We start from the raw sequence: 6,257 nt of genomic DNA, 5'->3' as shown, positions 1-6,257 counted from the left end.
CACCTCTCCGATGGGGAGGGCGTGCAGGGTGGTGAGGAGGGCGAGGGGAGCGAGGAAGGACATCTTGGCCCACAGGGCGGCCGTCTCGTCGTCCAGGACGCGGGTCGTGGGTCCGGCCGCGGACAGGGCGGACGCCAGGGCTTCCAGGCGCTCGCGGGGGACGCCGTCGCCGGTCAGGTCGACCTCGGCGAAGGGGCTGCCGTGCTCGACGACGCCCGGCGCGATCCTCGTCGACTCGACGCGGATCACCGCGGGGGCGACCCGGTCCGGGCGGTAGCGGGCGCGCAGGGCCGCCGGGTGCTCGACGCCGTTCAGGAGGGGGACGACCAGGCCGTCGCCCAGGACGGCGGGCGGGACGCGGTCGAGGGCGGAGTGCAGGGAGGTGTGCTTGACGGCGATCACGCAGGCGTCGACCGGTTCGCGCAGCTCGGTGTCGGCCTCGACGGGGGTCGTGAAGTCGCCGAAGGTGTCGCTGCGGAGCCGGAGGCCGGCCGTGCGCAGGGTGTTCGCCGTGTCCTCGCCGGCCAGGCAGATCACCCGGTGCCCGGCGCGGGCCAGCAGGGCGGCGAGGAGGCCGCCGGTGCCGCCCGGGCCCAGGACGGCCACGGTGGGTTCGCGGTGCGCGGAGTCGTGCGCCATGTCGGGTTGTTCCTCTCGTCGGTCGGCCCCGGGACCGGTGGCCGCCTCGGCGAGGATCATGGCATCTCGGAACGGGCGGGCGGAAGCGCCGATCCGCCCGGGGAGGGAGACTGACGGTATGTGCCGCAGTATCAAGACGCTTCGTCCGCCGGTGTTGCCCGAGGAGGCGACGGAGGAGGAGATCCGGGCCGCCGCGCTCCAGTACGTGCGCAAGGTGTCGGGCTTCCGGGCTCCCGCCGCCCACAACCGGGAGGTGTTCGAACGGGCCGTGGAGGTGATCACGGAGGCGACGGCGGAGTTGCTGGCGGGACTGGAGGTCCGCGGAGCGACCCGCCGCGAGGCCGGGTGACGCGCGCGGGCTGATGTGAGGGGTTCGGCTGGGTCTGCCCGCCCGTGTGGGGTGGTGTGGGCGGGCGGCTGCGTCGACCGGTGTCCGGTGTCGGCGTCTACGCCTGCCGTGGCCGGCGCGACTGGAGGTCCGCGTGGCGGCCCGCCGCGAGGCCGGGTGACGCGCGCGGGCTGATGTGAGGGGCCCGGCTCGACCTACCCGCGCGGGCGAGCGCGCGGATGGGCGACCCGCATCCCACGGCGGTGCCTCCGCCGCGCCCCGTCAGCGTGCCTGTGCCTGGCCCGGGCGTGGGCGCATCACGAAGGCCGCCGCCGCTCCCGCTCCGAACAGCGCCGCCACCGACACCGCAGTCGCCAGCCAGGTGGCCCCCAGCCAGTGCGCGCCGAAGTAACCGAGGGCCACGCTGTACGCGGCCCAGGACAGACCCGCGAGGGCGGACCAGGGGAGGAAGTCACGGGCGCGGCGCTGGGCGGTGCCGGCCAGGAGGGAGACCACCGAGCGTCCGGCGGGGGCGAACCGGGCGAGGACCACCAGGGCCCCGCCGCCCGCGGAGAGCGCGTCGCCGAGACGTTCCTGCGCGGTGGTCAGCCGGCGGGAGCGGGCGATCGCGCGGTCGAGGCGTTCACCGCCCCGGAAGGCGAGGCGGTACGCGGCCAGGTCGCCCAGCACGGAGGCGGTCGTCGCGCAGAGGATCAGGGCCGTCACATCCGGGACCCGCCCGGTCGCCGCGCTGCCCGCGGCCGCGGCCGTCGCGGCCGTGATCACCAGGACCCCGCTGGGCAGCACGGGCACGAACACGTCAAGGAGCACCGACAGCGCGACCATGGCGTAGATCCATGGACTGCCGGTCAGTGACCCCAGGCTCTCCAACACCGCGACTCCCCGTGATTCCCCCGTAGACAGCCATACAGCGTACGCGTCGGCAGGGGCAGGAGATTCACGGGGGGCTCATGAGATGCACGCGGCATGTTCACCCGGCTGGGCCGTACGGTGCCCTCCCGCGCCGCCGCGGCAGGGCACCGTACGGCTCGCCTCAGACGGCCACCGGCTCCGCGGCCGGCTGCCGTTCCTGCGTCGAGCGCTTCGCGAGCAGCCGGTCCAGTCCGAACGCGCCGGACCCGGTGAAGACGAGCAGCAGGAAGGCCCAGCTGAACATCGCCGCGGGCTCGCCGCCGTTCTCCATGGGCCACAGGGCCGTGGGCTGGTGCACCTTGAAGTACGCGTACGCCATGGATCCCGCGGCGAGGAACGCGGCGGCACGCGTGCCCAGGCCGAGCAGGACGAGGCCGCCGCAGACGAGCTGGATCACGGCCGCGTACCAGCCGGGCCAGGTGCCCGCCTCCAGGGTGCCTCCGTCGGTGCCCTTGGCACCGCCGAGGACGCCGAAGAGGGAGGCGGCGCCATGACAGAGGAAGAGCAGGCCGACGACGATGCGGTAGAGGCCGAGGGCGTATGGCTGGGCGCTGTTCAGGCGTCCGGTCATGTGGGGGACTCCTTCGGTCGGGTCGGTCCCACCGGGGCCTCGCCCCAGGGGGATGGGACCGAGTCGGCCCTCCACGTTAGGGGCCCCTGTTTCATGCTTGCTAGTTCAACATTTGGACATCGGTTTGCCTCTCTCACCCCTTCCGTTTCACCCGCAGCCGCACGTGGAGCGGCTGCCACCCTTCTCATCGACCATCGAAAGTGAGTCCGAATCCTCACCTGCTCGCGGGCGTGGCGAAGCCAACAACCCTGCCGGTGAGCGCTGTTGACGGTTTGTCAGGTGTCGCGCCGGACGAGCGGGGTCGCCTCGCGGCCGGTCCCCCCGGTGAGTTCGGACTCCGAGACCTTCACCAGCCGGGTCCGGCCCCCGCCCGACTCCCGGGCGTGGTCCAGCCGCAGCCGTGCCGAACGTCCGTTCAGGGTCAGCGTCATGAGCTGGTTGCCGAACCAGGGGCCGCCGGTGTGCCGCCAGGAGACCGGCGGTCGCGCACAGCGTCCGTGCCGGGCGAGCCCCCGGCCGAGCGCCCGCGCCACCGCGCTCCAGCCGAACCGGAAACCGAACCGCATGTAGGACGGCACGGAGTTGTGGACGGGGGAGCAGGTGAGCTGGAGGACACGGGCGTCCGGCCCGCCCGTGCGCCACTTCGGCTCGGCCACGTAGGCGTGGTGCACGTCCCCCGACAGCACCAGCACCGTCGCCGGTGCCTCGGGACCCGAACCCACCTCGGCGATCAGATCCGCCAGCGCCGTGAACGAGTCGGGGAACGCCGCCCAGTGCTCCAAGTCCGCCTTGCGCCGCAGGTTCTCCCCGAACCGGGCCCAGCGCGCCCCGCGTTCCCCCCGGCACAGCGCCGCGTCCCAGGCCTCGGCGTCGTGCACCAGGTGCGGCAGCAGCCAGGGCAGCGAGGTGCCGATCAGGAGGTGGTCGTAGGAGGAGCGGTCCTCCAGCACCTGTCCGCGCAGCCACTCGGCCTCGCCGAGGTCCAGCATCGACCGGTCGTCCTCGTCGAGGACGCGGGCCGCGCGGGAGTCGACCATGACCAGCCGCACCCGGCCGAAGTCGCGCCGGTAGCTCCAGCGCACGGACGCCGCGTCGGCCTCGGCCCGGCAGGCGAAGGCGCGCAGCTCGTCGGTGCCGTCTGCGGATCGGCGTACGGCGGCGTAGAGCGGGTCGGTGGCCAGCTCGGCCGGCGGGAGGTTGCCCAGGTGCTGGTAGACCCAGTACGACATCAGCCCGCTCAGCAGCCGCTCGCGCCACCAGGACAGGGTGCGCATGTCCTCGACCCAGGCGGCGGAGGTGTTCCAGTCGTCGATGACGTCGTGGTCGTCGAAGATCATGCAGCTGGGCACGGTGGACAGCAGCCAGCGCACCTCGGGGTCGAGCCAGGACTCGTAGTAGAGGTGGGTGTACTCCTCGTAGTCCGCCACCTGGTCGCCCGGCGGGTCGCTCAGGTCGCGGCGGGCGGCCAGCCAGCGCCGGGTGGCCGGGGAGGTCTCGTCGGCGTAGACCTGGTCGCCGAGCAGGAGCAGGACGTCCGGGCGTTCGCCCTGCGGCTCGGCGGCGATCCGGGACGCGAGGGTGTCCAGCGCGTCGGGGCCCACCGGGTCCTTCTCGCCCTCCGGGGGCGCGGCCCAGCGGCAGGAGCCGAAGGCGACGCGGACGGGCGCGTCCTCGCTGGGCGTGTGGATCACGGAGGGCGGGAAGGGCGAGTCCGGCAGCGGCCACACGCGGGTGCCGTCCAGGAACACCTCGTACGAGCGCTCCGTGCCGGGGGCGAGGCCCTCGACCGGGACCAGGGCGTAGTGGTGGCCCGCGATCTGGAACGTGGGGGCCTCGCCGCCGGTGCCGTCCGAGCAGCGCACCCCGGCGGTGCACGGACGGCTCGTCTCGACCCACACGGTCGCCGACGAGCCGTCGACGTACCTGAGCAGTGGTCCCACCCGCAGATCCGTCACGTGATCCTCCTCCGTCGCCCCGTACGGTACGGAACGACGGAGGCTCGCGGGGAGGTTCCGGCGCGGGAATCGTCAGCAGTTGGCGAGGTAGCTCGTCAGCGCGCTCTTCTCGGCGGAGTCGACGGACAGGCCGTAGTAGTACTTCACCTGGACCCAGGCGCGCACGTAGGTGCAGCGGTACGAGGTGAGGGACGGCATCCAGGTGGCCGGGTCCTGGTCGCCCTTGGACTGGTTCACGTTGTCCGTCACGGCCAGGAGCTGCGGGCGGGTGACGTCGTTGGCGAAGGACTGGCGCCGGGCCGTGGTCCAGGCGCTCGCGCCGGAGTCCCAGGCCTCGGCGAGCGGGACCAGGTGGTCGATGTCGACGTCGGAGGCGGCGGTCCAGGTGGCGCCGTCGTACGGGGAGTACCAGCTGCCGCTGGTGGCGGCGCAGGCGGAGTCGGTGACGACGTTGGAGCCGTCCCGCTTGAGGATGTACTCGCGGGTGTTGCAGGTGCCGCTGATGGTGATCCAGGTCGGGAACAGGTCCCGGCTGTAGCCGGTGCGGTTCTCGGTCGCCACGGTGAGCGAGGCGAGGTAGGTGCGGGCGGTGGCCGCGCTGACCGGGGTGGGGAGGGCGGCGGAGGCGGTCGGGCCGTTGAGGACCGCGACGGAGGCTATGAGCGCGGTGAGCGCGCCGAGTATGCTGAGCCGTCGACGCGCGTAGAACTTCGGCATGCGAACTCCCTTGGGGGGCGGGGATGTTGGAGCGCGAGCGTTCGAATGCTCGCGGCTCCGTGTTGCGGGGGGATGTGCGTACGGTGAGAAGTTAGTGACGCGTACATGACACGACAAGGTGTGCGGCGAAAACGATCACGTACGATGGAGGGCGTTGAAGGGGAGTAGCTCTTCGCCGGACCGTCGACATACTGCTCAGCTCGTCTGAGCCGGCGCCCGGAGGCAGGTCTTCACGGACCGGCCAGCGAGACCTTCGGCCAGTAGTGCACTGACTGTGCGCTGCCGTGCCGAGGCGTCGTTTCGCAGGAACACTCTCGGTGGGGCAGCGCCCCGACCGATTGAGGACCCTTGATCAGCTTCACCGTGACGGCCGTCGTCTTCGGCGTCGTCTTCCTCGCCGAACTGCCCGACAAGACCGCGCTCGCGGGCCTCGTCCTCGGCACCCGCTACCGCGCCTCCTACGTCTTCGCGGGCGTCGCCGCCGCCTTCGCGCTGCATGTCGCGCTCGCCGTGGCGGCGGGCAGCGTGCTGACCCTGCTGCCGCAGCAGATCGTGCAGGCGCTGACGGGCGTGCTCTTCCTGGGCGGCGCGGCCGTCCTGCTGATGAAGAAGGACGACGGCGAGGAGGAGATCCGCAATCCGGAGAACCAGTCCTTCTGGAAGGTCGCCGGGGCCGGGTTCATGCTCATCCTGGTCGCCGAGTTCGGGGACCTGACCCAGATCATGACGGCGAACCTCGCGGCCCGGTACGACGACCCGCTCTCCGTCGGCCTCGGCGCGGTGCTCGCGCTGTGGGCGGTGGCCGGTCTCGGCATCGTCGGCGGAAAGGCCCTCATGAGGCGGGTCCCGCTGAAGCTCATCACCAAGGTCGCGGCGCTGCTGATGCTGGGCCTCGGGCTGTGGAGCCTGTGGGAGGCCGTGACGGGCTGAGCTGAACGGCGGATGAACTGTTCCGGGCGGGCCCCGGAGGTGGTGGCGCGAACCGGCCCGATTTTGTACCGTGGAGAAACAAAGTGGCCTCCGCCCGTTTTCCCTGACCGGCGGGCGGGGCCGCCTTGTCCCTCCGGGGGTGCCTTGTCCCTCCGGGGGTGCGGGGGAGACACCTCCGAAGTCC

7 protein-coding genes are annotated in these 6,257 nt (G+C 72.4%); 2 read left to right on the top strand and 5 right to left on the bottom strand.

What is annotated here, in order from left to right; genetic code table 11:
* A partial coding sequence (locus EHS43_RS34290) for a ketopantoate reductase family protein (protein WP_125194546.1) occupies nt 1-639 on the bottom strand: 639 nt, incomplete at its 3' end.
* A gap of 118 nt (nt 640-757) precedes the next feature.
* Here EHS43_RS34290 and EHS43_RS34285 point away from each other — a divergent pair.
* A complete protein-coding gene (locus EHS43_RS34285; protein ID WP_125194544.1) occupies nt 758-988 on the top strand; it encodes a DUF2277 domain-containing protein in 231 nt (76 codons plus the stop codon).
* A gap of 261 nt (nt 989-1,249) precedes the next feature.
* On the opposite strand, the gene EHS43_RS34280 is transcribed toward EHS43_RS34285, so the two are convergent.
* The 4 genes from EHS43_RS34280 to EHS43_RS34265 form a co-directional block, all read right to left on the bottom strand.
* Nucleotides 1,250-1,861, bottom strand: coding sequence for a DedA family protein (locus tag EHS43_RS34280; protein WP_185806534.1), 612 nt, complete (start codon nt 1,859-1,861; stop codon nt 1,250-1,252).
* 160 nt (nt 1,862-2,021) lie between these two features.
* Nucleotides 2,022-2,471, bottom strand: a complete 450-nt coding sequence (locus EHS43_RS34275) for a DoxX family protein (protein ID WP_125194543.1) — start codon at nt 2,469-2,471, stop codon at nt 2,022-2,024.
* A 275-nt stretch (nt 2,472-2,746) separates the two neighbouring features.
* Nucleotides 2,747-4,426, bottom strand: coding sequence for an alkaline phosphatase D family protein (locus tag EHS43_RS34270; protein ID WP_125194542.1), 1,680 nt, complete (start codon nt 4,424-4,426; stop codon nt 2,747-2,749).
* Nucleotides 4,427-4,498: 72 nt separating this feature from the next.
* A complete protein-coding gene (locus tag EHS43_RS34265) occupies nt 4,499-5,143 on the bottom strand; it encodes an HNH endonuclease family protein (RefSeq protein WP_125194541.1) in 645 nt (214 codons plus the stop codon).
* A gap of 348 nt (nt 5,144-5,491) precedes the next feature.
* Between EHS43_RS34265 and EHS43_RS34260 the strand changes: the two genes are divergently transcribed.
* Nucleotides 5,492-6,073: a TMEM165/GDT1 family protein gene (locus tag EHS43_RS34260; RefSeq protein ID WP_125194540.1), complete on the top strand. Its 582-nt coding sequence runs from the start codon at nt 5,492-5,494 to the stop codon at nt 6,071-6,073.
* Nucleotides 6,074-6,257 lie beyond the last annotated feature (184 nt).

Origin of the sequence: Streptomyces sp. RP5T (assembly GCF_003933965.1) — a bacterium.
GTDB lineage: Bacteria > Actinomycetota > Actinomycetes > Streptomycetales > Streptomycetaceae > Streptomyces.
This window is presented reverse-complemented; position numbering and strand designations above follow the sequence as displayed.